At 46.1% G+C, this 26,133-nt stretch carries 25 protein-coding genes, 1 pseudogene and 1 riboswitch; of the genes and pseudogenes, 15 read left to right on the top strand and 11 right to left on the bottom strand.

Annotated features, from left to right (window positions below; all coding sequences use genetic code 11):
- Positions 1-166: 166 nt before the first annotated feature.
- Together AB4Y93_RS26875 and AB4Y93_RS26870 are read right to left on the bottom strand one after the other, a co-directional pair.
- Positions 167-1,390: an MFS transporter gene (locus AB4Y93_RS26875; RefSeq protein ID WP_441896663.1), complete on the bottom strand. Its 1,224-nt coding sequence runs from the start codon at positions 1,388-1,390 to the stop codon at positions 167-169.
- Between the two features lie 6 nt (positions 1,391-1,396).
- Positions 1,397-1,852: a MarR family winged helix-turn-helix transcriptional regulator gene (locus AB4Y93_RS26870; RefSeq protein WP_441896661.1), complete on the bottom strand. Its 456-nt coding sequence runs from the start codon at positions 1,850-1,852 to the stop codon at positions 1,397-1,399.
- A gap of 135 nt (positions 1,853-1,987) precedes the next feature.
- Here AB4Y93_RS26870 and pdaA point away from each other — a divergent pair, with 135 nt between their 5' ends.
- A complete protein-coding gene (pdaA, locus tag AB4Y93_RS26865) occupies positions 1,988-2,782 on the top strand; it encodes a delta-lactam-biosynthetic de-N-acetylase (RefSeq protein ID WP_441896659.1) in 795 nt (264 codons plus the stop codon).
- Here the strand turns inward: pdaA and AB4Y93_RS26860 are convergent.
- Positions 2,779-3,873: a branched-chain amino acid aminotransferase gene (locus tag AB4Y93_RS26860; RefSeq protein ID WP_441896657.1), complete on the bottom strand. Its 1,095-nt coding sequence runs from the start codon at positions 3,871-3,873 to the stop codon at positions 2,779-2,781. The two genes, pdaA and AB4Y93_RS26860, sit on opposite strands and share 4 nt — an antisense overlap.
- Before the next feature lie 116 nt (positions 3,874-3,989).
- Between AB4Y93_RS26860 and AB4Y93_RS26855 the strand changes: the two genes are divergently transcribed.
- Positions 3,990-4,880, top strand: coding sequence for a LysR family transcriptional regulator (locus AB4Y93_RS26855; protein ID WP_441896655.1), 891 nt, complete (start codon positions 3,990-3,992; stop codon positions 4,878-4,880).
- Positions 4,881-5,033: 153 nt separating this feature from the next.
- On the opposite strand, the gene greA is transcribed toward AB4Y93_RS26855, so the two are convergent.
- Positions 5,034-5,510 (bottom strand): transcription elongation factor GreA, encoded by a 477-nt coding sequence (gene greA / locus AB4Y93_RS26850; RefSeq protein WP_167273435.1) that lies wholly within the window; start codon positions 5,508-5,510, stop codon positions 5,034-5,036.
- Between the two features lie 205 nt (positions 5,511-5,715).
- A riboswitch (cyclic di-GMP riboswitch) is annotated at positions 5,716-5,814 on the top strand.
- A gap of 59 nt (positions 5,815-5,873) precedes the next feature.
- On the opposite strand from greA, the gene AB4Y93_RS26845 reads away from it, so the two are divergent.
- The 4 genes from AB4Y93_RS26845 (at position 5,874) to AB4Y93_RS26830 (ending at position 9,674) form a co-directional block, all read left to right on the top strand.
- Positions 5,874-6,686, top strand: a complete 813-nt coding sequence (locus AB4Y93_RS26845; protein WP_441896653.1) for a cache domain-containing protein — start codon at positions 5,874-5,876, stop codon at positions 6,684-6,686.
- Positions 6,683-7,885 (top strand): methyl-accepting chemotaxis protein, encoded by a 1,203-nt coding sequence (locus AB4Y93_RS26840; protein ID WP_441896651.1) that lies wholly within the window; start codon positions 6,683-6,685, stop codon positions 7,883-7,885. The genes AB4Y93_RS26845 and AB4Y93_RS26840 overlap by 4 nt, the downstream gene beginning before the upstream one ends.
- A gap of 90 nt (positions 7,886-7,975) precedes the next feature.
- On the top strand, positions 7,976-8,398 hold the full coding sequence (locus tag AB4Y93_RS26835) for a VOC family protein (protein ID WP_441896649.1): 423 nt from the start codon (positions 7,976-7,978) through the stop codon (positions 8,396-8,398).
- Between the two features lie 157 nt (positions 8,399-8,555).
- The gene (locus tag AB4Y93_RS26830; protein WP_441896646.1) at positions 8,556-9,674 is read left to right on the top strand and encodes a DNA alkylation repair protein; all 1,119 of its coding nucleotides are present in this window, start codon (positions 8,556-8,558) and stop codon (positions 9,672-9,674) included.
- A 26-nt stretch (positions 9,675-9,700) separates the two neighbouring features.
- On the opposite strand, the gene AB4Y93_RS26825 is transcribed toward AB4Y93_RS26830, so the two are convergent.
- Both AB4Y93_RS26825 and AB4Y93_RS26820 read right to left on the bottom strand, forming a co-directional pair.
- Complete coding sequence (locus tag AB4Y93_RS26825; protein WP_441896644.1) at positions 9,701-10,210, bottom strand: GNAT family N-acetyltransferase; 510 nt, start codon at positions 10,208-10,210, stop codon at positions 9,701-9,703.
- Positions 10,211-10,226: 16 nt separating this feature from the next.
- The gene (locus AB4Y93_RS26820) at positions 10,227-10,658 is read right to left on the bottom strand and encodes a VOC family protein (protein WP_441896642.1); all 432 of its coding nucleotides are present in this window, start codon (positions 10,656-10,658) and stop codon (positions 10,227-10,229) included.
- Between the two features lie 505 nt (positions 10,659-11,163).
- Here AB4Y93_RS26820 and AB4Y93_RS26815 point away from each other — a divergent pair.
- From AB4Y93_RS26815 to AB4Y93_RS26800, 4 genes are all read left to right on the top strand, one after another.
- A complete protein-coding gene (locus AB4Y93_RS26815) occupies positions 11,164-14,157 on the top strand; it encodes a collagen-like repeat preface domain-containing protein (protein ID WP_441896640.1) in 2,994 nt (997 codons plus the stop codon).
- Positions 14,158-14,400: 243 nt separating this feature from the next.
- The gene (locus AB4Y93_RS26810) at positions 14,401-14,613 is read left to right on the top strand and encodes a hypothetical protein (protein ID WP_441896638.1); all 213 of its coding nucleotides are present in this window, start codon (positions 14,401-14,403) and stop codon (positions 14,611-14,613) included.
- A gap of 208 nt (positions 14,614-14,821) precedes the next feature.
- Positions 14,822-15,622, top strand: a complete 801-nt coding sequence (locus tag AB4Y93_RS26805) for an aminoglycoside adenylyltransferase domain-containing protein (RefSeq protein WP_441896636.1) — start codon at positions 14,822-14,824, stop codon at positions 15,620-15,622.
- Positions 15,615-16,277 (top strand): HAD family hydrolase, encoded by a 663-nt coding sequence (locus AB4Y93_RS26800; RefSeq protein ID WP_441896634.1) that lies wholly within the window; start codon positions 15,615-15,617, stop codon positions 16,275-16,277. Before AB4Y93_RS26805 ends, AB4Y93_RS26800 begins: the two co-directional genes overlap by 8 nt.
- 40 nt (positions 16,278-16,317) lie before the next feature.
- Here the strand turns inward: AB4Y93_RS26800 and AB4Y93_RS26795 are convergent, their stop codons facing one another.
- Together AB4Y93_RS26795 and AB4Y93_RS26790 are read right to left on the bottom strand one after the other, a co-directional pair.
- Positions 16,318-16,920 (bottom strand): hypothetical protein, encoded by a 603-nt coding sequence (locus tag AB4Y93_RS26795; RefSeq protein WP_441896632.1) that lies wholly within the window; start codon positions 16,918-16,920, stop codon positions 16,318-16,320.
- A gap of 264 nt (positions 16,921-17,184) precedes the next feature.
- The gene (locus AB4Y93_RS26790; RefSeq protein ID WP_441896630.1) at positions 17,185-20,652 is read right to left on the bottom strand and encodes a glycoside hydrolase family 2 TIM barrel-domain containing protein; all 3,468 of its coding nucleotides are present in this window, start codon (positions 20,650-20,652) and stop codon (positions 17,185-17,187) included.
- A 235-nt stretch (positions 20,653-20,887) separates the two neighbouring features.
- Here AB4Y93_RS26790 and AB4Y93_RS26785 point away from each other — a divergent pair, with 235 nt between their 5' ends.
- The 4 genes and pseudogenes from AB4Y93_RS26785 (at position 20,888) to AB4Y93_RS26770 (ending at position 23,771) form a co-directional block, all read left to right on the top strand.
- Positions 20,888-21,082 carry a hypothetical protein gene (locus tag AB4Y93_RS26785; RefSeq protein ID WP_441896628.1) on the top strand — a complete coding sequence of 65 codons (195 nt, stop codon included), beginning with the start codon at positions 20,888-20,890 and terminating at the stop codon, positions 21,080-21,082.
- 130 nt (positions 21,083-21,212) lie between these two features.
- The gene (locus AB4Y93_RS26780) at positions 21,213-22,091 is read left to right on the top strand and encodes an AraC family transcriptional regulator (protein ID WP_441896626.1); all 879 of its coding nucleotides are present in this window, start codon (positions 21,213-21,215) and stop codon (positions 22,089-22,091) included.
- Positions 22,092-22,256: 165 nt separating this feature from the next.
- A pseudogene (locus tag AB4Y93_RS26775) lies at positions 22,257-22,436 on the top strand (UDP-N-acetylmuramoyl-tripeptide--D-alanyl-D-alanine ligase); the annotation flags it as partial.
- A gap of 321 nt (positions 22,437-22,757) precedes the next feature.
- Positions 22,758-23,771, top strand: a complete 1,014-nt coding sequence (locus AB4Y93_RS26770; RefSeq protein WP_441896624.1) for a phosphotransferase enzyme family protein — start codon at positions 22,758-22,760, stop codon at positions 23,769-23,771.
- 60 nt (positions 23,772-23,831) lie between these two features.
- Here AB4Y93_RS26770 and AB4Y93_RS26765 read toward each other — a convergent pair whose 3' ends face one another.
- From AB4Y93_RS26765 to AB4Y93_RS26755, 3 genes are read right to left on the bottom strand one after another with little or no spacing between them, the layout of a single operon-like run.
- The gene (locus AB4Y93_RS26765; protein WP_441896622.1) at positions 23,832-24,149 is read right to left on the bottom strand and encodes a DMT family transporter; all 318 of its coding nucleotides are present in this window, start codon (positions 24,147-24,149) and stop codon (positions 23,832-23,834) included.
- Positions 24,146-24,508 (bottom strand): DMT family transporter, encoded by a 363-nt coding sequence (locus AB4Y93_RS26760; protein ID WP_441896620.1) that lies wholly within the window; start codon positions 24,506-24,508, stop codon positions 24,146-24,148. Before AB4Y93_RS26760 ends, AB4Y93_RS26765 begins: the two co-directional genes overlap by 4 nt.
- Positions 24,505-25,281, bottom strand: coding sequence for a MerR family transcriptional regulator (locus tag AB4Y93_RS26755; RefSeq protein ID WP_441896618.1), 777 nt, complete (start codon positions 25,279-25,281; stop codon positions 24,505-24,507). Before AB4Y93_RS26755 ends, AB4Y93_RS26760 begins: the two co-directional genes overlap by 4 nt.
- Before the next feature lie 210 nt (positions 25,282-25,491).
- Here AB4Y93_RS26755 and AB4Y93_RS26750 point away from each other — a divergent pair, with 210 nt between their 5' ends.
- Positions 25,492-26,118, top strand: a complete 627-nt coding sequence (locus AB4Y93_RS26750; protein WP_441896616.1) for a nitroreductase family protein — start codon at positions 25,492-25,494, stop codon at positions 26,116-26,118.
- Positions 26,119-26,133 lie beyond the last annotated feature (15 nt).

Below are 26,133 nucleotides of genomic sequence, written 5' to 3'. Positions count from 1 at the left end.
AGGTGAAAAAGCTGTCGAGAGCATGTTCAATTTTCCATGAAAATTTAGGAGGCGTAAATAACCTATTAACGTTATACTATATCTTTTTTGACAGGAACAATTACTTATACATTAAGTGAAAAAAGCCGAATCCAGAAGCCTTGAGGCTCACTGGATTCGGCCTTTTTTATCGGGAAGATACTGCGGTGGTTGATGTCTTCACGGTCTTGCTTCGTTTGCCTGCGATCATACTTACGCAGGAGACGATTAAGAAGAGGACCATGGCAGCGGCAGCGTATCTGTACATCTCTGCATAGCTTGTAGCGGATGCAATAATGCCTAGCAGCATCGATCCAACAGCAACGCCAAGGTCAATGGTGTTGTAATATAAACTGTTGGCAAAGCTTGTTTGATGTGGTGCAGCCTCGCGCAGCATCCATGCTTGTGTCGTCGGCTGAATGGCACCAAAGCCAAATCCGTACAACAAGGCCGAGATAATAATGAGTGGCATCGAGTGTGCATAAGACAGAATAATCAAGCTGGCAATGACGATAAATGCGGAAGGTATAAGGACGAGCATTGGTCCGCGACGGTCGAATAATTTGCCGGATATCGGACGAATAACAAGAACGGTAAACACAATAAATAAGAAGAACAAGCCGATCTGCTCAATATTTCGTTGTGCGCCATACAAGGCAATAAAACCAAGAATACCGCCGTAAGTAATCGACATCAGCATGTTTAACACGGCAGGTACCATCATGCGAGCTGTCGAAGATGAGCGCTGTCCTTGATCGGCAGTAGTCTGAACCGGAGCTGGTTGAATTCTGGCAGGCTGCTGCGGAATACTACGTGTAAGCAAGAGAAGCGGAATTATTATGACAAGGGCGATTGTACCGATAACTGACAAGGTAGTAAATCCGGATTGTTTGATGACAGAGAGACCAATCATCGGACCAAGCGACATCGCTAAGCTTGTGGAAATACCGAAGTAGCCGATCCCTTCACCCGTTCTTTTCTTTGGAATGATCTGTGTAACTAAAGTAGGGATAATTGTACTAGTCATCCCGAAGCCAACCCCGAAGACAGCCCGCAGAATTAATAAAACAGTCATCGATTCAGCGAATGGATAGAGGATAGTGGCTATTGTTGCGAGAACAAGTCCGGAAAACAAAATCACGTTCCGATGAACGACACGAAGCAGCGGCGTCATTGCAAAACGTGTAACGATCGCTGCCAAGGCGAACAAGCTGGTGACAAGACTTAAGGTGAAGTTATCTGGATGAAATTGTTCTTTTGCATAAGTAGGGAACGGAGACAGCAGCATTTGCAAGCTTAGAAATAATAGCAAATAACTGGCGGTCAACGTAATAAAAGATTTCGTCCAAAGTTTCTCTGGATGTATGTTCATGGTGTATCATTGCTCCTTTTCATGCTCCAATAAGCTGGTTGTATGGTCGTTAAGTTTTCTTAGCAGTTGGTTCATAAGCTCATATTCCTCGATGGACATCACTTGCGCTATCTCAGCAATGGTGCTGTATTCAATAGGTTCAATCGCATCCGCCGTTTCTTTGCCTTGCTCGGTAATAAATACCTGGAAAGAACGGCGGTCATGCTCACTGGCACGCTTCGTCACAAAGCCTTTCGCCTCTAGCGTATCTAATATACGAGTAGTCGTAGGCTTATCCTTGCCCGCCCGATCTGCAATTTCCTTCTGAATTAAACCGTCTTCCTCCCGTACGCGGAATAGAACAGCCCATTGTTCGGGGGTCAGCCCAAATTCCTTGATGCGGCTCGCAAAGAAATTCGTAAGCTTCCGATAGGTGGCACCAAGCAAGAAGCCAAGCGAATGATCCAATCCCTTTTGATGCATTTTACTCACGCTCCAAATTAGTTGTTACAACAACTATATCTCTGACAACTAATTTTGTCAAACTGCAAATACAGGATTGGAATTTCTGAAATGGGGGAAAATAAGCGGACTACACATAGAGGAGTAAAGCCAAAAATGAGAAAAAAATCAGCATGGATCCATACGTTATGGATCGCGGCCGTTTTGTCTTTGCTGGTCGCCCAGCATCCGGCTGACGCGCTGGCCGGGCCATTTCATTTTGGATTCAAGAAAAGTGTAGGCGGGCAGCTGCCTTCGATTAATGAAGAGGGCTTCAAAGATGTGGTAATGAAGCATGGAGCGATTTTTCTAGGGGACACGACCAAGAAGGAGCTGTATCTTACCTTTGATAATGGGTATGAGAATGGCTATACGTCTAAAGTGCTTGATGTGCTCAAGGAGAAGCAGGTGCCTGCCATATTTTTCGTAACGGGGCATTATGTGAAGGATCAGCCTGAGCTGGTGAAAAGGATGACGGCCGAAGGTCATCTTGTAGGTAATCATTCCTGGACCCACCCAGATATGACTCAAATCTCAGCTGAACAAATTCGTACCGAGCTGGAGAAGGTGAAGGAGCAGGTCAATACGCTGACCGGACAGCAGGCCATGACTTATTTGCGGCCGCCAAGAGGGATTTTCAGTGACAATGTGCTGGCGGTAAGTAAGGAATCCGGCTATACAAACGTATTCTGGTCCGTTGCCTATAAGGATTGGGATGTGAACATGCAAAGAGGAGCGGGCTTCGCCTACAATCAAGTGGTCGCCCAGCTTCATCCCGGAGCGGTCATCCTGCTTCATACCGTGTCCAAAGATAATGCCGCTGCGCTCGGATCGATTATCGACGAAGCCCGCAAGCAAGGTTATGAGTTTAAGAGTTTAGACCAAATGTCTGTAAAGACCTATGGCAATTAACGTGCAGCTAGGTGCTCGGACGGTTCAAGAATAACGGACCAACCAAACGGATCTTCTACTGTACCTCTTTGAATACCGGTCAGCATGTCGTACAGCTTTTGCGACAGCTCGCCGGTATTTCCTTCGTTAATGACATAACGAGTACCTTCCCAAGACAGTTCCCCGATTGGAGAAATAACCGCGGCAGTACCTGTTCCAAATGCTTCGACAAGACGACCTTCTTGATGAGCTGCAACAACCTCATCGATTGACAGCTGTCTTTCAACAACAGGCACATTCATATGTTTCAGCAGACGAATGATCGAGTCACGTGTAATGCCATCGAGAATGCTGCCGTTCAGTGCAGGTGTTACTACAGTACCATCAATGTTGAAGAAGACGTTCATGCTGCCTACTTCTTCGATATATTTGCGGTGAACACCATCAAGCCATAGCACCTGAGAAGCGCCATGAGCATAAGCTTCTTCCTGCGCTTTCAAGCTTGCTGCGTAGTTACCAGCAGTCTTCGCATTGCCGACACCGCCGCGTACTGCGCGAACGTATTGGGATTCCACATGGATTTTAACGGGATGAATGCCTTCCGCGTAGTAGGAGCCTACCGGAGACATGATGATCATGAACATGTATTGCGTTGATGCATTAACACCAAGCTGTGCTTCCGTTGCAATAACGAAAGGACGTACATACAGGGAAGTTTCCGCATCAGATGGGATCCAGTCGCTGTCTGTCAGAATAAGCTGCTTCAGCGCTTCAAGCGCCAGCTCTTCGTCTACTGCAGGAATGCTAAGACGTGCATTGGAACGATTAAGACGTGCCATATTCTGTTCCGGACGGAACAGACGGATTTTGCCATCACCGGTTAAGTAAGCTTTAAGGCCTTCAAAGATTGTTTGACCATAATGGAACACTTTGGCTGCAGGATCAAGCGAAATCGGCTGATAAGGCACGACGCGCGGGTTATACCAGCCAGTAGCTGCATCATAATCCATAATGAACATGTGGTCGGTATAATACTTGCCAAATCCAAGCTCAGATGCTTTTGGTTTCGGTTTTTTGTTCGTAGAAAGTTCTATTGTGATGGTTGGTTTCATCGTATTTGATCTCTCCTTGTTGCTAGTTATAGTTGAATCGTACCATGCCAATCGATATATTTAAAGTATCTGTTTTATTGTGAACACATACCGAAAAGGTATATTGGGGGCTGGCTATGGATATACGACAGTTAAGGTACTTTCTGGCGATCGCCAGAGAAGGACAAATCACTCGTGCGGCGAAAGCGCTCAACATGGAACAGCCTCCGCTGAGCCGTCAGCTAAAGCTGATGGAGGATGAACTTGGCGTCACGCTGTTCGATCGAAGTGGAAAAGGGCTTGTTCTGACTCATGCGGGTGAACTGCTGCAGAATAAAGCAGAACGGCTGCTGCAGGAATTTAACGAGACCATTCATGAAGTGAAAGAGCTGGATGCCGGGCTTCACGGCACACTCGCGATCGGCTCTGTCGTGTCCTGTATTTCCTTGCTTCCAAGGCCTATTGAGCAATTCCGCAGGCTGTATCCTAACGTCACATTCAAAATATGGGAAGGGGACCATTTTATCCTCGGCAGTCTGCTAGAGAAGCGGGATATTGAACTGATTGTTGCGAGGATCCCTTTCGAATCGACCTTACATACACAGCCATACTCTGTCTTGCCGCTGCCGTCTGATCCCTATGTGGCCGTACTTCCGTCCGGCTGGGTAAGTGACCCAGATAAGAACACCTTATTAATGAGCGAGCTGGCGGATCTTCCGTTTCTGACTCTTAAAACCGACAAAACCATCGCCATGCATCACCGCGTTATGATTGAGGCAAGAGCACATGGCTTTGAACCAAAGGTAATCTGCGAATGCTCAAGTGTAGCAATCATCGTAGCGTTGGTAGCAGCCGGCATTGGAGCAACCGTATTTCCGAAGTCGGTCATGGCTTCTTTTCCTCTTCCATCTATAAAGATGCTCACGATATCAGATGCAGATTTTCAATCAGATGTCGGTATTATTTGGCTCAAGGATCGGTATTTATCCAGAAGTGCACAGAACTTCATCCAACTGTTCGAAGAATGAGAAAAACTCCTATCGGAGTACTTCGAAGATGAGCGACCGCGTTTAAGCGGAAGTTTTTATCGCCAATCGGAATGATTTTTATGGCTTTAAAGAACTTATACATTCCGATGTGGTAAAAAAAAGGATGCAGCATCGTATGCTGCATCCTATTCTTTAGTTGTTCACTTTGATCTCAAGCAGTTCATATTTAATGATACCAATCGGCGCATCAACTTTGATGATATCTCCAACTTTTTTGCCCATTAGCGCTTGGCCCAGCGGACTCTCATATGAAACTTTATTATTAAATACGTCTGCTTCTGCGGGACCAACAAGGCGGTATTCGATTTTCTCAGATACCTCAATATCGTTCAGAACAACGCTCGAGCCAACTCCAACCTTCGTCGTATCAACCGAGTTAGATACACGTGCGGTCTTCAGCATTTTCTCCAGCTGCGTAATTCTTGTCTCCATAAAAGCTTGGTCATCCTTGGCCGAGTGGTACTCGCTGTTCTCTTTTAGATCGCCATAGCTGATGGCTACTTTAAGACGATGTGCAAGCTCGGAACGTTTGACGGTCTTCAGCTCTTCGAGCTCTTCCTCAAGCTTCTTAAGACCTTCGGGTGTTAGAATGATTTCGTTTTTTGCCAAACCCCACAACTCCTGCCATTTATTTGTATCTTCTGAATCGCTTTCTACATCTTACACTATCCATGGTGGAAAAGAAACTTGGGTATAGCTCCCAATTGCGCGGAAAATCTAACAATTTTCTAACTTTAAAGCAATGGAAAACTCAAATTTATAGTGTAGGATAAGTCGTGCTGGCATCACGTTAATCTTTTACTAAGTGTGACCTCGCTCAAAAATGCATAAAGGCGTGAAAGGCGGGGACGCAAAGCCACGGGTCTAAGTCGAAGCAGGAAACTGCAGCTGGTATGATCGCCGGGCTGCTCACGAAGAGCAGAGGTCTTTTTGTTGTGCCAACCGACAACAATGAGAGGGTGCATATAACAGATGAAGAAGAGGTTCAAATTACCCCGAATATTCCAGACACGCAAGATCGCGCATCGCATGTTGATTACCACGCTGATCATCGCCGTTGCGATCGTCGCGTCCATGTCTGTTGCGTTATTCCTTTCCAACTCTTCCTTATTCAAAAGCCAGATCAAAAAGGATCTTGCCCTGCAGGCGGATGTAATTACAGCAAGGATGGACGAGGAATTACAGTCGAAAGTGACCAAAATAAATGCATTAGCAGGCATCGGACAATATTATGGTCAAGATGCACAAAAGCATGACGAGTTGATTCAACATTTTATAAAAGAAAATCCGGATTTAATGTCCCCAGGCTTTTCCCTCGACATGACGGGCAAGAATTTTACCGTATCAGGAACCGGTGACCGGATTGATGTATCTGAACGTCCTTATTTCAAATCCGTATCAGAAGGTAGATTAACGGTTAGTAATCCGCTCGTGAACAAAGTTGATCCTTCCAAAGTTTCTATTGTCATCGCCGCACCACTTATGCAAAACGGCAAAGCTTATGGATTCTACATATTTGGTTATGAGATCAATGCTGCAGCTGCAATTGTTCGTGATACGAAGGTTGGTAAAACAGGTTATGCCATCTTAATGGACAACAATGGCCTCGTTATCAGTCATCCGAGAGCAGATTTGGTCATGAACAAAACCGTATATGACCTGAATATGCCTGCAACTGTGGAAGCATTCGAATCAGCGAAACAAGGACACGATACCAATTATTCCTTTACATTTGATGGCGTGAAAAAAATCGGCTATGCCGAAGCGACAAGAATGGTTATGTGATTCAGCTGTCGATACCGGAGAAAGAAGCGATGAAGCCGGTTACGGATATGCTGTGGAAAACAATCGGAGTTGCATTAGTCATGACGCTGTTGGCGTTGATCGCTACCTATATCTCCGCAACCCAAATGGCGACACCAATTGTATACATAACGAATGTGATTAAAGTGCTTGCAAGCGGCGATTTAAGGCCTAGGCTTGAAGTGAAAACGAAAAATGAACTGGGCACTCTTGCAGATCATATGAATCAAATGCTGGATTCCTTCTCTGACACCATTGGCAAAGTAAGCTTTGCTGCTGAACAGCTTGCCGCATCCTCGGAAGAGCTGACGGCAGCGTCTGTTGATTCGGTCGATATTTCCAGTCAGATTGGTGATGCGATTCAAAATGTCGCAACAGCTGGAGAGAATCAAATGGTGGCGGCTGAACAAACCTCTACAGCGATGGAAGAGATGGCTACCGGTGTGCAGCGGATTGCAGAATCGTCCTCTGTTGTTGCAGAAGCATCTCAAACCTCGCTGGATGAAGTTCAGCTTGGACAAGTTGCTGTTACGCATGCCGTTGAACAAATGAAGCTGATCCATACATCCGTTGGCAATTCGGCTGAAGAAGTCCGAGAGTTGGAATTGAAATCGAATCAAATCGGCAATATCGTGTCGGTCATTCAAGAGATTACAAATCAGACGCAACTGCTGTCGCTTAACGCTTCCATTGAAGCAGCAAGAGCAGGGGAGCATGGCAGAGGATTTGCTATTGTGGCAAATGAAGTGAAGAAGCTGGCGGAGCAATCTGCTCATTCAGCGTCTGAGATTACGAAGCTGATTCAAGAAGTACAAGGAACAACGGCAAGAGCGGTACATGCGATGAATCAAGGGGTTGAAGATGTTGGAATCGGCTCGGAGCTGATCAATGAGGCTGGTGAGGTATTCGGCAGGATTACGGCGACCTTCCAGGAAATCTCGAGCCAAATCCAAGAGGTATCGGCTGCATCGGAACAAATGTCAGCAGGTACGGAAGAAGTGACAGCGTCTATGACAGAGATTGCGACAATGACTCAATCTACCCATAGTCACTCCCAAAGTATCTCGCTGGGCTCTCAAAAACAGCTTGCATCAATGAAAGATATTTCTGCATCTGCGGAAGATTTCAGCCATATGGCCCAGCATTTGCAAGAAGTGCTGTCGAAGTTTAAGACTAGATAGAAAATTTTGATTCTTGCTGCGAGAAATGGTACATTATTGAAGGATTGCCATTCAGCGATCATAATACTATTCGCACAGGGAGAGATCTAGATGTCCGTTGATGCTTATTTGAACTTTGATGGGAATTGCCGAGAAGCGGCGGAGTTTTACGCAGTTGTATTCGGTTTGGACAAGCCTAAGCTCATGACATTTGGTGAAGTGCCGCCACATCCGGATTATCCATTGCCTGAAGAAGCCAAAAACCTGATTATGCACACTCGCCTGAACATTGGCGGAAGCAATGTGATGTTCTCCGACATCTTCCCTGGTATGCCGTTTACTCTAGGCAACAATATTACACTGGCGTATGTAGAGAACGAAGAAGAAAAACTTCGTACGGCATTTAATCGATTGAGTGATGGCGGTACGATCGTCATGGAGCTGCAAGAGACGTTCTGGAGTAAACTGTATGGACAGGTTACCGATAAGTTTGGTATTCAGTGGCAGTTTAACTTGGGAATTAACGAATTCTAATACTTGTCTAACAAAATAGGGGAACCAGTTGTCTATAAGACAAGCTGGTTTCTTTTTTTATATTGAAAAAGTGGCTATTCCCATATAAGAACAAATGTTCTATAATGGTGATATGGATAACACTAAGAATATGAGATTGTCGAAGAGGGGAACACCATTGGCTGAGCCGTTAAAAGAAATGTATCATGAAGCTTTTCTAAGGCAGTTTACCGATAAATTAAAGGCCGCATACCCGTTATTTGATATAGAATCGTTTGTATCACAGGTAATGAATGAAGCGTGGGAACAATTGGAGTTGAAAGGACGGATCCGTCAAATTGCAATCGTACTTGGTAAGCATTTGCCTTCCGATTATGAAGATGCGTTAGCTGTTTTGTATGCCGTATATGAGGAATGCTCAGGTTTTCCTTATTTATTTTTCCCGGATTTTGTAGAGGTGTATGGAGGGGCAGAGGAGCATTGGGAGCTGTCTATGCAAGCTTTAGAACGATTCACTACCAAATCTTCGGCGGAGTTCGCCGTTCGTGTGTTTTTGCTTCGTGACCCGAAGCGAATGATTCGCCAAATGCTAACCTGGGCACAACATCCGGATGAACATGTACGCCGCTTGGCAAGCGAAGGCTGCAGACCGCGACTACCGTGGGGACAAGCACTTCTTGTCTTTAAGAAAGATCCATCGCCGATTCTTCCAATTCTAGAGTTATTGAAGGAAGATCCATCTTTGTATGTCCGTAAGAGTGTCGCCAATAATCTGAATGATATTGTTAAGGACCATCCGGATGTTGTTATCGAGACAGCCCGCAGATGGAAGGGTCAGCATCCCTATACGGATTGGATTATCCGGCATGCCTGCCGAAATTTGATACGCAAAGCTCATCCGGAGGTACTTGCTTTGTTTGGCTATGCGATGGAAGCAGCTGAATCAGATCCGATCATCATTTCGGCATCCTTGCATGCTCGTCCAGCGTTGTTGGAGATTGGAGATAACTGCCGTCTGGAATATGAGCTGCAAGCCAAAGACGGTGAGCCGATGCATCTACGGATTGAATACGGCATAGATTTCGTGAAATCTGGAGGGAAAGCTTCTCGTAAGCTGTTTCTCTTATCAGACAAAACCGTTCCAGGCGGCTCAACACTCTCTGGCAACAGAATTCATCGTTTTGCAGACCTATCAACCCGCAAACATTATGCTGGAGAGCATCGTATCGCCTTGTTGGTGAACGGAGTTGAAGTGGCAAGCTCGACAGTTGAGCTGGGTGCCGCTGAAGTAGAGTGAAAAAACAGAAGAGCTATGTCGCAGCCTTAGGCTTCGGCATAGCTCTTTACTTTGTATTGGTAGAAGGCAGCAGAGTATTTCTCCATGACTTGCGCTTCGCGGACAAGCTGAAAGCCATGCTGCTCATATAATTGGCGAAGGGAAGGGCGATCAGAGGCACAATCCAGCTTCAGATAGCTTTTATGTAAGTCATGTGCACGATTCTTCGCAAATTCAAGCATGCTGCTAGATAATCCGGACTTTGCATATTTTCTTCTGATGCACAGCTTGTGGAGATAGAGGGAGTCGTTCGACAGATCCTCCGGCCAGAAGAAGCTGTCTTCTTCTTGTAAGATCATGACGGCCGCGAATTCTCCGCCAATTATGGCTGCATACACGTTGTCTATGGTTAGGCTGTGTAATAGTTGATCTAGGGTTAGATCGGCTTCATCCCACATCGGAACGTTATTCTTAGCGATCCATCTTGCCCCTTCAGTCAGGACTTCTACAAAAGTATTAAGTTCAGTATCATGAATATTTCGAATTGTTATTTCCATTTTGTACTGCCTCCCTTTAGAAGGAAATCATTCCACCTCGTTCGTCAAACACGGCAGTGGGATTCCACGCCAATTCCCATAGATTATTTTCCGGATCTGCGAAGTAAGCCGTCCGTCCTCCCCAGAAAGCATCGCTAGGTTCTCGTAATATTTTTCCGCCAATTTCCCGGATTTGTTCAATGGTGGAGTCTACTTGAGAAGGCTCGTCCACATTAATGGCATACGAAACAGCAGAGTAAGATTGTTTATCCTGCGTGAACGTTACGCCGGCATCGCGGGCTAATTCTTCAATCGGGAACAAAGACAGGATTACTCCTGCTGTAAGAAACGCGGCATAGTTATCCGAGCTTGACAGAGTCTCTTTCCATCCCAAACGTTGGTAAAATGCACGAAGTGTAGGCAGATCATAAGCACCAACAGTTATTAAGCTGACTCTTTGTGGAATCATTGGTGATTCTCCTTTTAAGTAGTTATGATGAAAAGCTTTACAACGTAACTATATAGGTTGTAGTAAATGGTGTTGACACGAAGTGCTTTATGGCTCATTAAGGAAGTCATTAAACATTTTATAATAGTCATTTGTCTTAGGGAATTTCGTTCTTAATATGTCAAAGTCCCGCCAAAAATGATCTTCGTCAAAGCCTTCGAAATCGAAGATATTAAATCTTGCTAAGTTATGGAAAGCGAAAGAAAATTCCCATAAATAAGGATGCTGATTGCTTAGAAAAGACCCTCTTCCGGCGATTGCCCTCATGTCCAGAAGAGAAGCGTAAAGTAATCTCTTGTATGCCCATTTTCTTTTTTCGTCCATAAGTGACTCCTTATGTTTAATGGATTTTACATGATGTGGAGCATGTGATTCTGATTAAGTATTCGATGAAGATTTTATGAAACCTGTTCGTCAATATGTAATTAATATTTGGGAAACGATTGGATAAAAGGAGGTGTTGTTAGTGAAGCGCCGCAAGCTGAATCGAGCCCATTCTGGATCCTCAGGGAAAATGAAGGGCTATGGTCATGATACAGGGACAGTTTTGCTGCTTCTACAAGAATTGAGAGCTATTATTCCAGTCTTATTTCAAGATAACGCGACGGAGAATGTTGTTTTGCATTTACGGGATATTTTGGGGCGACTGTTGACATTGACTCAAACTTCCCGAATAAAAAATGCGAATAAAGCCCGGCTGCTGGCCAAGTTGGAGCTTACTCTTATTGCTGCAAAGGTAATGCCCTTTTCACCATTAAGTATAGGGGTAGCTTTACAACAGCTGATGGATCTTCTGTTGTCGATTGTAAAGCAGGGATGTTTGGATCCGAGCTATACGAACAAGTTTATTGCCATTATTTCTTCTATTCAGGTCATGATTACGAATGGGCTTAGATGCCATTGTCCACCTGGTCCCACTGGACCAACTGGACCAACTGGACCGACAGGGCCAGCAGGATTTGCTGGTGTGACAGGAGCAGCTGGTGTGGATGGGGTGCCAGGTGCAACAGGAGCTGCAGGTGTTCAAGGAGCTATGGGAGATCCAGGTGCAACTGGAGCTACTGGTGCGACAGGCGCGACTGGTGTCGGGCAGATGGGAGCGACTGGTGCAGTAGGGCCAACCGGACCGACAGGCAGCAGTGGTGGGGAGACTGGAGCGACTGGAGCGACTGGAGAGACAGGTGCAACGGGCGAAACTGGTGCGACAGGGGCAACCGGTGCAACAGGAGCAGGAGCAACGGGAGCGACAGGGGCGACGGGTGAAATAGGATTATTAGGGGCAACTGGTGCGACAGGGGCAACAGGGGCAACAGGGGCAACAGGGGCAACAGGTGAAACAGGGGCGACGGGTGCGACAGGAGTAACTGGAGCAACGGGGGTAACAGGAGCTACAGGAGAAATTGGGGCAACAGGAGCGACGGGTGCGACAGGAGCTACCGGAGCATCAGGTGCCACTGGGGCTACGGGAGTAACTGGAGCAACAGGAGCGTCAGGTGCGACAGGCGCTGCGGGATTAACAGGGGTAACGGGATCAATGGGCGAAACTGGTGCAACGGGAGCGACTGGAGTGACTGGTGTTACTGGAGCCACAGGTGCCACGGGTGCCACGGGTGCAACAGGGGTAACGGGATCAACGGGCGAAACTGGAGCAACAGGAGCGACAGGGGCAACGGGTGCAACAGGAGCGACGGGTGCAACAGGAGCGACGGGCGAAACAGGAGCAACAGGAGCTACGGGAGCGACAGGGGCGACGGGAGTAATGGGTGCCACGGGAGCTACGGGAGTAACAGGGGCAACAGGTGCGACAGGAGCCACGGGCGAAACTGGTGTAACAGGAGCCACAGGAACAATAGGAGCGACAGGGGCAATAGGTGCGACTGGAGCGACAGGGGAGACAGGAGCAACAGGTGCCACGGGAGCAACAGGCGTGACGGGTGCGACAGGGGGAACAGGGGGTACAGGTGCGACAGGAGCCACGGGCGAAACTGGTGTAACAGGAGCAACGGGAGCCACAGGAGCTACGGGAGTAACGGGAGCCACAGGAGCAACAGGTGCAACGGGAGCGACGGGTACAACGGGCGAAACAGGAGCTACCGGAGCAACGGGTGCCACCGGAGCTACGGGAGTAATGGGTGCCACGGGAGCTACGGGAGTAACAGGAGCAACAGGAGCTACCGGAGCATCAGGTGCCACTGGGGCGACGGGAGCTACGGGCGAGACAGGAGCAACAGGAGCAACGGGTGCCACCGGAGCGACAGGGGTAACAGGGGCGACGGGTGCCACAGGGGCGACGGGTGCCACAGGGGCGACGGGCGAGACAGGAGCAACGGGTGCAACGGGAGCGACAGGCGAGACAGGAGCAACGGGAGCGACAGGGGCGACGGGGGCGACGGGAGCAACAGGAGCAACAGGTGCAACGGGAGCGACAGGGGCAACAGGAGCTACGGGAGCGACAGGCGAGACAGGGGCGACGGGTGCCACAGGGGCAACAGGAGCAATAGGTGCAACGGGAGCAACAGGGGCGACGGGAGCGACAGGAGCGACAGGAGCAACGGGAGCAACGGGAGCGACAGGAGCAACGGGAGTAACAGGAGCAACAGGGGCGACGGGTGCTACGGGAGCAACAGGGGCAACAGGAGCGACGGGTGCGACAGGAGCGACAGGAGCAACGGGAGCAACGGGAGCGACAGGGGCGACGGGAGCAACGGGAGCAACGGGCGAGACAGGAGCAACGGGAGCAACGGGAGCAACAGGAGCAACGGGCGAAACAGGAGCTACCGGAGCAACGGGTGCCACAGGGGCGACGGGTGCAACGGGTGCAACGGGAGCAACAGGAGCAACAGGAGCAACAGGGGAAACAGGAGCAACAGGGGCAACAGGAGCAACGGGAGTGATAGGGGCGACGGGTGCAACCGGAGCAACCGGTGTAACAGGAGCAACGGGAGCAACGGGAGCAACGGGAGCAACGGGGCCTAATATTTTGTCTGAAGGGTTTTCTGGTTTTATTAGTACGTTAAGTCTTTCTGCTAGTCAGCAATTGACGAATTGGTCGACGGCATCTCCTTATTTTCCTAGCGCAAACTTTAATGCGACGACCGGAAACTATACGGTTCCGGTAACGGGTCGTTATGAGATACTTGCGACGATTAACTACTCTACTTCGGCTGCTATTACCCTTTCTCTAGGAGCAGGCGTCAATCCAGCCTTTGCTGTTCAGCGAACATCGCCTGTGGCTACGACCCTAATTAGCGGATTGTTTCCATTACTCAACATAAATGTGACTCTCCTTAATCTTCGAGCGGTATTAGGCAATGGAACCGTAACATTGTCAGGGGATGTTACGTTAACAGCAGGAGATGTGATTGGTTTGTTTTATGTAGCAGATGGACTTACTATCAATTTAATATTAGGAGGTGCCAACACTGGCGGTATTGTTTGGAGCATGCACCGTTTAATGTAAAATGAGGAGAGAGCCAGATAGCTCAGAGAGCTGATGGCTGCTCTTTTTTTGCTTAATGATGGTAAGTCGTAATACAGGGCCGTCAGGAATAACAGGAATGACGGGTGCGACTGGTCCAACGGGACCTACTGGGTTAACCGGACCAAGGGGGCCGTAGGGTATCCAAGGACCTCCAGGGCCAGCAGGGCTGCCGGTTAACAGCTTTGGAGATGCAGGAATGCTCTCTGAAGTTAAAATAGTAAAATGGAGCCAATCGTAGTTACAGATTTCTTTGAATTAGAGAATGCTGAGCTTCAAAGCTCGATTGTTGTACCAGATGCAGGACTGTATCTCGTTACTTATTCCGTCAACGTTACACTGCAGCCCGTGTCAGAGATTACTTTTATTATTGCTGTAGATGGTGTTTTGGAAGGGAAGACAAGAGGCAGGCTTGCTAACGGTAAGAATAACGATTGAATAACAGTAGGAGTCGGCAGAACACATCTGTTATCCCTACTGCGTGATTCAGCCTTAACATTGGTTTGCGAAAATATGAATGGCACGGTAAAGGCTTTTGAACCGGTTTTAACCGTTATCAAACTTCGAGATTTTTAGAATTTCCAATATTTTATAATAGATGGCTATATGTTATCCTCTCTATATCACTATGATAAGGGGGATGTTGGTGGCCGTTCCTAAAAAGGCTCAAGAGGTTTTGGACCAACATATTATCCGATTAGATCAGAAACTTCCCAACTTGGTCGAAGCTTATCATCTATTTGGTTCGGTTTCATTAGGGGCATTTCAAGAAGGATTTAGTGATCTTGATTTTGTAGCTGTTACAAGTAGAGCAATAACCGAGAAGGAAGTGCAAGTTATCGAGTCAATCCATCGTGATCTAGAGCAGAAATTCCCCATGATCAGTCTGGACGGCAGATATGTCGTGAGGGAGGATATGGAGAACCTGGCTTATAAAGATTGTCCCTATTACTATTTTAATAGTGGGAAGCTTGTGGGTATTGAAAGACTTCACAAGAACTCGATAGATGCGTACCAGCTCAAGCAGTATGGTATCCCAATCTTGGGCAAAGATCCGCGTACGTACGATTACACCGTCGATTGGGATGTTTTAACTCAGAACATGAAACGGAACGTCGAACAGTATTGGATGAATTGGAAAAGAAAAGTCGAGAGGTTCCCTTCCAAAAATTACTTTGGCATGCTGTATAAAGATTGGATGATCGAGTGGGGTGTCTTAGGGGTTTCACGTATCTATTATTCCATTCGGGAACAGGACATGATCTCTAAGACTGGAGCTGGTGAGTACGCCCTTCAGCATGTCCCGGCTAGATGGCATCGCATCATTCAGGAATCAATACAGTTACGCATTGGCTCGAAGAAGTCGTTGTATCGCTCTAGATTCCAAAGAAGGAATGATGCGCTAGCTTACATGGATTATCTGATGAAGGAGTGTTTACGTGAGTAAGATAGAGGCAGTTATCTTCGATCTTGATCAGACGCTGCTCGACAAACACGAATCCTTAATCCGGTTCGCAAACCATCAATATGAAGCTTTTTCATTAGTGTCCTGCAACGTCGGAAGAGAGCTATTCATTGAAAAATTCGTGGTGCTGAATCATGCTGTGCGGCCAAAAGAAGAAGTGTATGAGGAGTTAATCGCCTTTTTCCAAATCGAGAGCGCTTTATTTCCTTCAATGTTAGATGATCTGAACCGTAATTTCCATGTGTTTGTAATTGGTTATCCTGGATTAGTGGATATGCTGCATGCGTTGAAACAAGCAGGTTATAAAATAGGCATGATTACGAATGGCAGAGCCTTTTATCAGTTAAGTAAAATTAAGTCTCTTGGTATTGAAGATTATTTCGACGATATTGTGATTTCTGGTGCAGTAGGTATGAGAAAACCAGATCATGCGATCTTCCAACTAGCTCTCGCTAATCTTGAAGTCTCTGCAGAGCGAACGGTATTTGTTGGAGATAGCGTCAAGGCAGATATGGTGCCTTCAAAACAAATGGGAATGAGAACGGTATTAAAAAGTAAGATTGCTCATAATGAATATGCGGATGTGGTCTGTGAAAATTTGTTTGAGCTGCCAAACATCATTGCAAGGTTTGCATGAAAAAACCGGGATACACAATGAGTGTCCCGGTTTCGGTTGGTTAATTCGCTGCTAAGAATTTCTCCATTTCAGTACGGTTAGTCCCATCCTCAGAAGGAACCGTATTTGTTACACCCCAATAATCACGTTGAACCGTTTCTTTATTAGGGAAAGCGTATAAGTCCAGATCATGTAGGATACGATGCATGAACCGCAAAGCCTCCGGGTCATGCTTTTCACGGGCAATATTAGCTAGCTCAATTAAAGTGTTCATATCTAATTGCAAGCCCTGTACGCTCGTAAGCGCCTTACCGATTTCCTCATATTTGTCTGTATTGAATGCATCAGAGGTTAAAAATTCATTCCAAGAATCGTCATTATCGGATGCGAAATTATCCAGTCCTCCACCAGTAACCTTTAGGTCAAAGGCAGCATGGAATTCTTTTATCGTCGTAATCGCACGGCCTTCTGTTGAGTTTGCCTCAAAATCAACCTGCGGAACATGAAGTGGTTTGTTCGTTGCTGCGGTATTGGATTGATCAGCAGCCTCGACTTTATCTCCATCGCCCATTGCTTTCAGAACGAAATTAGCGCCTATTGCCCCAGCGCCGCATATCAGTACGAAAGCGATAGCCGCTCCAATTAAATTCTCTTTCACTCTCAAATGTATAATCCTCCTTAGATGACTGTTAGGAATCGTAAACTTTAGTTTACCAAAATATAATTTCGAAAAGGTTTCTCTTAAATTATTTTAATAATTATTTACTTCGAATATAGGTTTCGTAAAGAAAAGCTAGGATAAGACGGTGATGAATATTTTTCCTTATTTATACAATTGTACGCGATTTTGTTAGGTTGGTTGCGGTTCATCCAGAAGAGAAAAGAAAGGACCTCAGCTTCATGCTGAAGTCCTTTCTTAGGTTGTTTCTTACTCAGATAGAAATTGGAATGACTTAAAATGGAATTGACTTCCCGGAAGGAAGATGAAGGTGACGGTCTGTGGACCGATAATGCGTTCCAGTGTATACTCACGCTTGCAATAGTCTTCGGAATATGCGAATTCCAAGAGCTGTTTCGAGTCGCCATCTGGACCACTGAACAGGACATGAATCGTATTGTTGTCGATTGGAGACTGACCGTTGATCACGAGCTTACTTGCTCCCACATCTCCAAAATCCATATCCTCAAACACTAAGGAAACGTTATTGCCGATATTCTGGATGGAATCTCCGGCCAGCGTGTAGGTATCTCCATAGATCTGATTATTATCCAGTGCTTCAAGGCGTTCAAAAGCCTTAATGGCTTTGTTGAATTGGAAGCCTTTCAGATGGATTTTTCGATTCAGAACAAAGCTGAGGGACGTAATCCCCTTCAATCTCCGCGGCAATCGGTAGGTCTCTTCTTGATAGACGTTCCATTTGGTCTGCTTATGATAGGACACTTGGGTAATCAAGGAGGCGTTTGGCTCACCAGGAATGCCTTCCCAAATGTCCATCAGGAACTGTGCGCTGTCCAAAGAGAAGATCGGTAATGTCAGTTCATCCGTGCCAAAGCTGCCGAAATCAATATTGTCAAAGCAGATCCAGCTCTCGCCATCTCTGCTTGTTGCAACACCACGTTCATTGCCATTCGTCAGGTTGCGGCTTGACTCGCTATGATAACCGGCCGATACAAACTCATACGGATTGATAAAAGCTTGTCCGACGCCGTTAATCCGGAATTCCATTAAGGAATAAAGCCGGGTTTGGTCTGAACCGTTTTTCGTCGCGCAGCGAATATAGAAATCACCATCGCTTAGGGCGGTAACGACAGCTTCTTGGCCGATTGCCTGCAGGCTTGCGATATTTGCATCCACTCCGGCGACATTCGTAACCCGCCATTCGATCTCCTTATAAGTCGCATTGCTAGGGTGAATAACGACTTGAACCGGAAGGGAGCGGGTGTCTGCAGTTAGTTCATTTCCTTGCGGGCAGATGATCTCCAGCTTACGAACGGGAATTTCATCATTTTCCAAAACTAGATCGCCAGCTGCAGAAGACATAGCCGGGTTATAAGCATACAACGAATATTCTTCAGTTGAATCGGCAGTTACAGGATCAACGGAGGTTAACGTAATCTCGCTGGACGTCAAGCCGTTGGAGGCTGCTCGAACTGTAATGGTTCCGCTCTCCAGCGTTGAAGCAATAACAGCAAGAAGCTTGCCGCTGAACATCCGGCGGTTATTTCCTTTGTACGAATCGTAATCCGTGCTGTCGCCATTATCCAACCCTACAAGACGGCCAGGTCCTTCAACCGTTACATGAATCCGATTATTCGCATTATCTACCGGCAGACCCTCTTGGTCGAGAGCAGCGATCTCGATGAAGATCAGATCGGAACCAACAGCGGTTACGGTATCTTTGTCCGGTGTGAGGTGGATAGCAGCCGCATCTCCAAAGGAGGACTTCACGTCGGTTGCAATTGGGTTACCCGACTCATCGTAGGCAACGGCACGCAGAACGCCGTGAGTATAAGGAATTTGCCATTCACCAAGCAGCTTCTGTCCATGAGCATGGTCGATCTCATAGGTACCCATCGACACTTCATTGAAGAACAGCTCAATCTTTGGTGCATTCGAGCATACACGTACATCAATTAACTGACCTTCAGAGAAATCCCAATACGGGAAAATATGAACCATTGGCTTTACTTTATAATTGGTCCATTCCGCTTGATAGATATAGAACGAATCTTTTTTGAATCCAGCGGTATCCAGCTGTCCGAAATACGAGTTCTTTGTGTGATATGGGGTAGGCTCACCAATATAATCAAAGCCGGTCCACAGAAATTGTCCCAGCGAGAAGGTTGCATCACGGTCGGCAATGATGCAGGCTTCGGTGCTTCTGGCCCCCCAGCTGGTGGAGCTGTTGCCTAGCGACGAGCATTGCTCATCATCATCCGCCAAGACGGATTGGGCAAGAGGGAAGTGGTATATACCACGGCTTTGTACGGTCGAGCAGGTCTCACTGCCATATATGAACCAGTCCGGATGTTCTTCATGATGCTGCTGATAATATTTATCTCCATAGTTATAGCCAGCGAACTTGACCAAATCCGCGCATTTTTGGGCGTTCTCCCATGGCATATAGTTAGAGCCGATGGTGACAACAGCATTGCCCTTAGGATCATGGAAGTGAACCTTGTCACGAAGCTCAATCGTAAGTGCTTGTCCGCGTTCATCAGCGTGGGTATCGTAGATTTCATTGCCGATACTCCACATCAGCATGCTGGGGTGATTACGGTCTCTGCGAACCCAGCTGGAAATATCCTTTTCCCACCAGTCGGCATAAAATCTCGCAAAGTCATAAGTCGTTTTTGCCCGTTCCCACATATCGTATGCTTCGGATACGATAAGGACTCCCATCTCATCTGCTAATTCCATAAGCTCTACAGCAGGCATGTTATGAGCAGTTCGAATGGCATTTACGCCCATCTCTTGAAGAAGTGCAATTTGTCTTCTTAGTGCGGTTTTATTCACGGCAGCGCCAAGGCAGCCTAAGTCATGGTGCTGGCAGACACCTTGGAGTTTGACATGACGGCCATTGAGAAAAAAGCCTTTTTCCGTATCAAATTCAAATGTGCGGAAGCCGAAGGTTTGTTGTTCTACATCAATAACAACATCATCAGCAAGAAGCTCCGTCTGGAGCATATAACAGCTCGGCCGCTCAATATCCCATAGGAGCGGACCCTGAACCGTCAGGATGCTGCTAAAGGTTACTGTATGATCAGTTTCTGATTGGAGGGAAACTTCAGCTTGGCCAATAATTGATGATGAGGCATCCAAAATGCTGTGGCGGAGCTTAAATTCTGCTGCACTTGACGGTTTCGCAAATACGACCTCGGTATCCACCTCAACGGCCCACGCCTCACCTTTATTGGAAGTAGAAATATAAATGCCATCCGAAGCGAGATGGGTATCAGGAGAGGTGACCAGCCATACGGGACGGTAGATCCCTGCACCAGAATACCAACGGGAGTTCGGAGACTCATGAATAACCTGAACGTAAACTTCATTGTCGCCATTTATTAAATAAGAAGTAATGTCGAGTTCAAACGTCGAGTAACCATTTTTCCAGGTACCGGCTTCCCGCCCGTTGACATAAAGCGTCGAGTTCATGTAAACGCCTTCAAATCGAAGCGAATAGCAGGTGTGAGGGGCGATTTCAGTAAGAGTTATGGTTTTGCGATACCAGCCAACACTGTTCTCATACAGATTGTTCGAATCATAGATCAGCCAATCATGCGGTACGGTGATGGGGGCCCAAGGAATCTTACCAGCTTTAATCGTATCTATTTCGGTTCCTAGCGGATGCTTGGAGAAATACCAATCATTATTCAGCTTTTGTTTTTGGCTCATGGGGGGAGCTCCTTTCAGTCTAGCAATTCTACTTTGATAGTGGCATTTAAGGGAGGTGAAGTGCAATGAAAATACAAAAGAAGTAATATTATTCGAGTATATCATTTAATTATCTAAGTGAAGACCGTATGAAGTATTGAATTGAATAATGAACTTAAATCCTATAAAATTAAGGCATAAGTCCCATTTTTGTAAAACTATCGGATGAATTCGAGGAAAAGCAGGGGAGCTGAGGATGATCTCGACAATTCGATCTATCCTATTGTGTGCGAAGTTATCACAGCAGTTCGTAGCGATCTTGACAGAAGAAGGCAAGAAGTGGAACGGGAAGATCGAAAAGGTAGAAGAGCAGTTTGTACAGCTTCGATACGATGACAGCATGCTCATTCATGTACCCATCTGTATGATTGAAGAAGTAACAATGGCCTAATAAAGTCGCGGGGCAAGCTGAGTCAGCTTGTCTTTTTTTACATATGAGTAAGCCGTTATCCTTGTGCATGAATTGTCGGATAGGCAGGAATAGCTTTTGCTATTCTATTGATGAGGAAAGGAGGAGGGCAATGAATACACTGGACAATATGAACAAAGCCTTGAAATTTATCGAAGACAATCTGACAGAGGAGATTGATTTCAAAGAAGTAGCAAAGCGGGCGTGCTGCTCGGAATACCATTTTACAAGAATGTTCTCATTCCTTGCTGGAGTAACGTTATCCGAGTATATCCGCCGCCGGCGCTTGACACTCGCAGCATTTGATCTTATGGATTCGTCATCTACTCGAGTGATTGATATTGCCGTCAAGTATGGTTATTCTTCACCAGATTCCTTCACGAAGGCATTCCAAGGCGTACACGGCATCACACCGTCAGAGGCGAGACATAGCGGCCAGTCTCTCAAAGCTTTTCCACGAATGTCCTTTCAACTATCTGTAACAGGGGGAGACGAAATGAATTACCGGATTGAAGAGAAGGAAGCATTCAGTATCGCTGGCATTATGAAAAGGGTTCCCATCGTGTTTGAGGGAGTGAATCCAGAGATTGCAGCTATGTGGCAAAGCTTGAACGAGGATCGGATTAATAAGTTGAAATCTTTGTCCAATGTTACTCCAAAGGGTCTGTTAAATGCCTCCGTTCATTTCTCAGAAGGTCGTATGGAGGAAAAAGGGGAGTTGGATCACTATATCGGGGTTGCAACAACAGAAGCCTGTCCGGATGAATTTAGTGAGCTGAAGGTTGCTCCAAGAACATGGGCTGTATTCGAAGCTGTTGGCCCATTCCCGGCAACGCTTCAGAATGTTTGGGGTCGCATTTATTCGGAGTGGTTCCCGTCCTCGAATTACGAAGTGGCCGAAGGTCCGGAGATCCTGTGGAATGAGCATAAGGATATTACATCGCCGACCTATCGGAGCGAGATTTGGATTCCGGTGGAGAAGAGAGCATAGCAGCTTAAAAACGAGGGGGTGCCTGTTGAAGGTGCCCTCTCCTTTTCGTGGATAGCTCAGCCGAAATAATTTGGTTAATTTAACAAGCAGAAATGCCATAATAGCCTTATTGAACCTAGAGAGGGAATCATTGTGATCAAACGTTCGTTGGAAGAGATCGTATCCATGGTCCAAAGAAACGGCGTTACCGCTTCTATGCATTCTCCTGAACATATAAGCATCCAAGGCGTATGCATTGATTCCAGAACCATAAAGGAATGCAATTTATTTGTCCCAATCGTAAGAATCGATGATGGACACAACTATGTACAGAAGGCATTCGAGAACGGAGCAGTAGCTGCGCTATCATCATAAGGTTTTGGTTCTTGGCGATATGATGGAATTAGGAGATCAAGAGCAACAATTTCATGAGGAAATGGCTAACAGTATTAACCCGTCCCACATTCATTCTGTATTTACCATTGGGATTTTAGCAGAACGATTGTTGATAGTCTACGTAATAAGGAGTTTGAAGGAGAAGTAAAGCATTTTATTTCCAAGGAAGAGTTAGTGTCAGCATGTAACCGTATATTGAGCAATAAGGATGTCATTCTAGTGAAAGGCTCACGGAGCCTGAAGCTTGAGGAGATTTGTAAAGCATTAAATCAGTAATTATAAGGAGGCAGCATGAACAGCGGTTTTTTAATGGATACAGATCACAAACGGCGTAATACGCTCAGGCAAACGAAACGAGCGGCGCTAGTCGCTTTGCAGAAATATGAGCTGGAATGGGACTCCATTCATTTCATCCAAGTGTCTGAGCATGTCACTTTCCGAATTGATTGCGGGGAGGGTGACAAGTACTTACTTCGGATTCATTCAGGGAACAAATCAGCTGAAGCAACGCTGTCCGAATTGGAATGGTTAAATCACTTGAGGCGTAAGGGAATTATTGTGCCTGAAGGGGTGATGAATCGGGAGAGTTCGCTCGTCTCAGCCATTCCAGATGAAGATGATCAAACTTATTATGCAACAATGCTCAGCTGGGTTGAAGGTGAGCGCTTGGATAAATGGTCACTTACGGATGAGCATATTCAACAGATGGGGATGCTGATGGCGGACCTTCACACAGGGAGTTCTGATTTTGCCGCTAGCAGAGAATTTATTCGTCCACACTGGGGCAGCGACAGCTTTAAACGGGATTGGGAGCATTTGCAGCGGCATCATCATTCCTTTATTACAGATGAAGCATTTCAACTGTATACGAATGCTGCGGCAAAAGTCGCGGATATGCTTGATACCTTTGTAGCAGAGGAACAAGATTATGGTATGATTCATGCGGATTTGCACAGCGGGAATGTTGTTTTTCATCATGGCAAACCATACGCAATTGATTTCGGAAGATGCGGCTTTGGCTATCATACTTATGACATCGCTCAGGCGGTTATGGGGCTTCGACCTCATCAAAGAATGCTTTTTATAGAAGGCTATGAGAAGGTTCGACAGCTAAGCAGCAAGGCTATTTCGATGCTGGAGTGTTTCTTCATTATGTCGATTATCGAAGCTTACAGTTTCCATGCGGAGAACGAGCTTGAGACGGAAGGTTTAATCGAGGAACAGCCATACGCTAGAGCAATATTGAATGCCTATCTGAACGGTGAACCTTTCTTGTTTCAGGTGCTGAATGATAATTACGAATGACAGGAAGCCATCTACAAAAGGAGGGCTTCCTTTTATCATGGTTCAGACACTGTCGGTTGATTACGAGTCAATAAGCTTCAGACTAACGATGCAACATATAATTCCTGCTATGAACAAGATTCTCTTCGGATTACGTGGTTCCTTGTAGAAGAGCATGCCAACAATAGCTCCTCCAACCGTACCGATTCCTGTCCATACCGCATAACCGGTGGAGAGGGGGATGGTCTCTAAAGCTTGAAGAAGCAGTTGGAAGCTGATAATGAAGGCAACGATCATCAAGAGATTGTTTGGCCAGTTGTTTTTCTTTGCGACCTGTTTGATTCCGATAACCCCAACGACCTCCAGTAATCCAGCTATGACCAAGAATATCCAACTCATAGCTTCCGCCCCCCATCTGATGTCAGCTTTAATCCAATAATAAACACCAGCAGAAGCAAAATAATACCGATTTTGAGAAGTGAGATGTCGCCATTCTCAAAGATAGCTTCAACGATCACCGTTCCGATGGTTCCGATGCCTGCGAACACCGCATAGGCCGTGCCGATCGGGATGACCTTTGCTGCGCGAATAATGAGATCAAAGCTGACGAGCAAGGAGATAAGGACGATTAAGGAGGGGATCGCTTCATACTTGAAGCCGGATGCCCAGACGATCTCCAAAGCACCGCCAATGGCGATATATAACCAAGCTCGATTTTGAGAGAGTGCTTTTTCTTTTTTTAAAGGCTCCTCAGTCATTCCTGGTCACGTCCTTCCAAATAATAATCAACTATACGGTCAATGTAAGCCATGGTTGCTTGATCAAGGCCAAGAACCTTCTCCGTTTCGCCATCTTCGGGACGGATGTAATTCCAATACTTATCAACGAGAGAGTCGTTATCCCCGAACCAGCTTTGCATGATATGGATCAATCTTTCAGCCAATTGCTGCGAAATCTCGGAGTGAGGCGGCTCATCAAGATGGTTATGGATATCCAGCAGCAGCTTAACCCACTCTGCATTACGAGGATCATCCGAATCGAGGCGTGGGAGCGAGGAAAGGGTCTGCAGCTCATCATCCTTAAAAACGGACTGACGCTGAGTGTATTGGGGCTGCTGATCTGCGGACGGTTTATCTGCTTGCAGAGAATGAATAAATTGCAGCAGCTCAGAAGAGTCGATCTTCCTTCTCAACTCTATGGTATGAAGGGAAACATGCAGCATCCGATCCAGCAGAGCTAGACGTTCTTGCTCTTGCTTCACGAAATCAATCTGCTGCCGAATGGCTTGTGACCATTGTTCAGCGTACGGGAGTCCATGATTATCCTGCAGAATTGCTTGGATCTGTGCCAGCGTAAAGCCAAGCTGCTTCAAGACAGTAATATGATGGAGAGTCATGACTTCCAGATCCGAATAGTAGCGATAACCATTCTCCGCCAGATGGGAGGGAGATAACAGACCCAGCTTATCGTAATATTGCAAGGTTCTTACCGAAATTCCTGCTTGTTTTGCAAGCTCGCCAATTCTGTACATAAGAGGGATGCTCCTTCCCTTGAATTAAGTTATTTGTATTATAAAGCATGACGTATACGTAATAGTCAAGGGTGCGGCTATTGTTTCCTTCCATTTCTTTTGAAGAAATAATTGTTGCATTTTGTCAAATCGAATTATATAATAAAAACATCTTAAAGTTAAGATAATTAAATTAAAGATAAATACTTGAATAAAGAGGAGGCGGGCCACATGAAAGATTTTGTGTCCGTAGTTACTGAGAGAAGATCTGCAAATAAATTTAATAAAGGTATCGTTATTGAGGATAAAGAACTGAATGAAATCTTTGAACTAGTCAAATACGCACCGTCATCTTTTAATTTGCAGCATGCTCATTATATTGTTGTAAGGGATGAAGAGCTTAAGCAGCAGGTTTATGAAGCCGCAAATAAGCAATATAAAATTCAGACCGCTTCTGCAGTCATTCTTGTTCTTGGTCATATGGATGCACACCTAAATGCTGCGGAAATTAACGAGGGATTACTAAACTTAGGAGTCATAAATAAACAGGAATTTGATTTTACTGTTTCTTCGGTTCAGCAATTTTATGAAGAACGCGGGGAAGCCTTCAAACAAGATGAAGCGATTCGTAATGCTAATCTATCCGCTATGTTATTCATGCTCACTGCCAAAGAAAAAGGATGGGACAGCAGCCCAATGATAGGCTTTGACCCTGAAGCAATTAAAACACTATTAAACGTCCCGGATCGATATGTTCCTGCGCTGCTTATCGCAATTGGCAAAGAAGATACATCAAGCCGCAGAATACGTGGTTATCGCAAACCGGTTGGTGAGTTTGTTAGCTTTGAACGTTTTTAGGTACTTTACTCTGTG

The organism is Paenibacillus sp. YAF4_2, from assembly GCF_052113225.1.
Lineage (GTDB): Bacteria > Bacillota > Bacilli > Paenibacillales > Paenibacillaceae > Pristimantibacillus.
The sequence above is the reverse complement of the archived record's forward strand: the minus strand, read 5'-3'. Positions and strand labels throughout refer to the sequence as shown.

Excerpts from the sequence above, each read along its gene's own strand:
- pdaA (WP_441896659.1), top strand. The coding sequence starts at position 1,988 with ATGAGAAAAAAATCAGCATGGATCCATACGTTATGGATCGCGGCCGTT.
- AB4Y93_RS26770 (WP_441896624.1), top strand. The coding sequence starts at position 22,758 with ATGAACAGCGGTTTTTTAATGGATACAGATCACAAACGGCGTAATACG.
- AB4Y93_RS26845 (WP_441896653.1), top strand. The coding sequence starts at position 5,874 with ATGAAGAAGAGGTTCAAATTACCCCGAATATTCCAGACACGCAAGATC.
- AB4Y93_RS26810 (WP_441896638.1), top strand. The coding sequence starts at position 14,401 with ATGGAGCCAATCGTAGTTACAGATTTCTTTGAATTAGAGAATGCTGAG.
- AB4Y93_RS26870 (WP_441896661.1), bottom strand. The coding sequence starts at position 1,852 with ATGCATCAAAAGGGATTGGATCATTCGCTTGGCTTCTTGCTTGGTGCC.
- AB4Y93_RS26750 (WP_441896616.1), top strand. The coding sequence starts at position 25,492 with ATGAAAGATTTTGTGTCCGTAGTTACTGAGAGAAGATCTGCAAATAAA.
- AB4Y93_RS26755 (WP_441896618.1), bottom strand. The coding sequence starts at position 25,281 with ATGTACAGAATTGGCGAGCTTGCAAAACAAGCAGGAATTTCGGTAAGA.
- AB4Y93_RS26855 (WP_441896655.1), top strand. The coding sequence starts at position 3,990 with ATGGATATACGACAGTTAAGGTACTTTCTGGCGATCGCCAGAGAAGGA.
- AB4Y93_RS26765 (WP_441896622.1), bottom strand. The coding sequence starts at position 24,149 with ATGAGTTGGATATTCTTGGTCATAGCTGGATTACTGGAGGTCGTTGGG.
- AB4Y93_RS26785 (WP_441896628.1), top strand. The coding sequence starts at position 20,888 with ATGATCTCGACAATTCGATCTATCCTATTGTGTGCGAAGTTATCACAG.
- AB4Y93_RS26825 (WP_441896644.1), bottom strand. The coding sequence starts at position 10,210 with ATGGAAATAACAATTCGAAATATTCATGATACTGAACTTAATACTTTT.
- AB4Y93_RS26790 (WP_441896630.1), bottom strand. The coding sequence starts at position 20,652 with ATGAGCCAAAAACAAAAGCTGAATAATGATTGGTATTTCTCCAAGCAT.
- AB4Y93_RS26875 (WP_441896663.1), bottom strand. The coding sequence starts at position 1,390 with ATGAACATACATCCAGAGAAACTTTGGACGAAATCTTTTATTACGTTG.
- AB4Y93_RS26780 (WP_441896626.1), top strand. The coding sequence starts at position 21,213 with ATGAATACACTGGACAATATGAACAAAGCCTTGAAATTTATCGAAGAC.
- AB4Y93_RS26760 (WP_441896620.1), bottom strand. The coding sequence starts at position 24,508 with ATGACTGAGGAGCCTTTAAAAAAAGAAAAAGCACTCTCTCAAAATCGA.
- AB4Y93_RS26835 (WP_441896649.1), top strand. The coding sequence starts at position 7,976 with ATGTCCGTTGATGCTTATTTGAACTTTGATGGGAATTGCCGAGAAGCG.
- AB4Y93_RS26820 (WP_441896642.1), bottom strand. The coding sequence starts at position 10,658 with ATGATTCCACAAAGAGTCAGCTTAATAACTGTTGGTGCTTATGATCTG.
- AB4Y93_RS26860 (WP_441896657.1), bottom strand. The coding sequence starts at position 3,873 with ATGAAACCAACCATCACAATAGAACTTTCTACGAACAAAAAACCGAAA.